2 protein-coding genes are annotated in these 1,805 nt (G+C 54.2%); both read right to left on the bottom strand.

The genetic code is table 11. From position 1 onward, the window contains the following. Positions 1-162: 162 nt before the first annotated feature. Positions 163-855: a hypothetical protein gene (locus tag QME66_13725; protein MDI6810003.1), complete on the bottom strand. Its 693-nt coding sequence runs from the start codon at positions 853-855 to the stop codon at positions 163-165. An 11-nt stretch (positions 856-866) separates the two neighbouring features. Beyond that, positions 867-1,805 (bottom strand): hypothetical protein (locus tag QME66_13720; GenBank protein ID MDI6810002.1); only part of this gene is annotated, 939 nt, incomplete at its 5' end.

Genomic DNA, 1,805 nt, shown 5'->3' with positions numbered 1-1,805 from the left:
GTACGGCCCGATCGTGTTCCCCCACGCGATGCTGTTGACAACCTTCGCGCCGGGCAACGCATCCGCCACCGCAGGCTTGATGCGCGTAACGGAGCGTAGGGGCGACTGGCACGAGGTTGCGTAAGCATACCGCAGTGCCAGCCGAGGGGAAGATGTACACGATCAGTGCTGCGTCTTCTGCAAGGTTCGCATCTTTTCTTTCAAGGATGGGCGAGTGGTTGCGAGGGATGTCTTCTGTTGAAGAACTGTCGCCGACTCCTTGTCCCACCAGTCAACAAGACGCTTGATGGCCCGATCTCGGTCTTCTATCGAACTATCTGGGAAAAGCCCTCTTGGCAGGTCTGCGGGAAGATTTGCGCTTTTCCGAATCATCCACAGGAAGGAATTATAAGCGTAATCACAGACTCGCAAATGCGTGTATGGACCTGCTGCAACTGCGGCCACGTGCTGATTGACGACATCTTCTTTGTGGGCCAACAACACTGATACTATTTCGTAGGCTTCTTTGCACTCCGAGTGTCGCAGGCTCTTCACCATGTTCGCGCGGCCAACGGCCGATAGCTGGCCGTATCTATCCAAAAGCCATTCGATTCCTTTGCCAGGGTCGGCATGGAGCAAGGATCCCATGACTTCCTCCGCACACGCACCGTCTCCTTTCTTGGAGAATGCGTTGATTCTTGCCAGCATGAACTCCGAGACATCTGCACGGTCAAGGTCAAATGCCTTCTGCATGGCAGTTGCCTCCAGATTCGACACCACAACGCTTTCATACGCGTCGCGAAGATCGTTTTCGGCCAGCACACTGACAGCTATGATCCCAAGTCCAACAAACAGGATCGCACGATAGTAATGCATTGGTTTCCTCCCTAGAACGAGTGGTAATCGTTAACGTTCTCCACGGCATTGACGTCATTCAATATCCCGCCGTTGTCTTTGCCGTCGATAATGGCCTTGATAAACGCCTTAGTCGTCCCCGAAGCGCTACAGTCGCCGCGCGTGTAAAAAAAGGTGCCATGATTGAAAATGCGATAATAGTACCGACCGCTATCGCACGAATTCAGGAATGCCTTCTTCCATCGCCTTGTGGGCATGTCGGCTGCCCCGCACTTGGCGACAATGCGGGGGCTGACTACTGTTCCGTAGTGGTAGTCCTCATACTTATTGGCGCCGCGTGTTAGGTGCAGGTGCGCCACATCTCCGCCGGTTTGCGGTGTGGAAAAGAATTCATATGTGGACAATGTTTGAAGACTGCCGACAATGCTACGCGTTTTTCTCCAAGGATCATACTGCTCCGTGCTGGTGGTGTCGTCGCCATACTCGGCATCCTCGATCCAGAAGTTGGGGTGGCCCTGGTGGTCTCTCATATACGGCCAGTTGATCGGAACCAGCGCCTCGCCCACGTTCATGAACGCGGCAATGTTGGCCAAGTTGCCGGAAAAGGTGAATCCGATCCCGAAATTGGAATGCCCATCATAGGCCACATAGCCCTCTTCGGCACCCAATGCGATCTTTGCCAGTTTCTCGGAGGTCCAGACGAAGACACTGTAGCAAGCCGTGGCCTTCTTGATCACATAGGGATCGGTGCGTTGATCCTTCTTCTCGGCATTGAGGTACGTCCGGAGCGTTGACTCCCCGGCTCCTCCATCGCCGAAAATGCCGAACATCGTCTGCGCTACGATGAGTTTAACCTTGTCCTCGCAGATCAGTTGCGTACCGTTGTAGACACGGAGCGTGATCGTCTCGCCGTCCATATTGACACTCGGACTCAGCCCTTCGACATAGACGGTCGTGTCATTGGCGATAGA

The organism is Candidatus Eisenbacteria bacterium (assembly GCA_030017955.1).
Classification (GTDB): Bacteria; Eisenbacteria; RBG-16-71-46; order JASEGR01; family JASEGR01; genus JASEGR01.
Note: the sequence above shows the minus strand (reverse complement) of the source record. Positions and strands in the feature narration are given on the sequence as shown.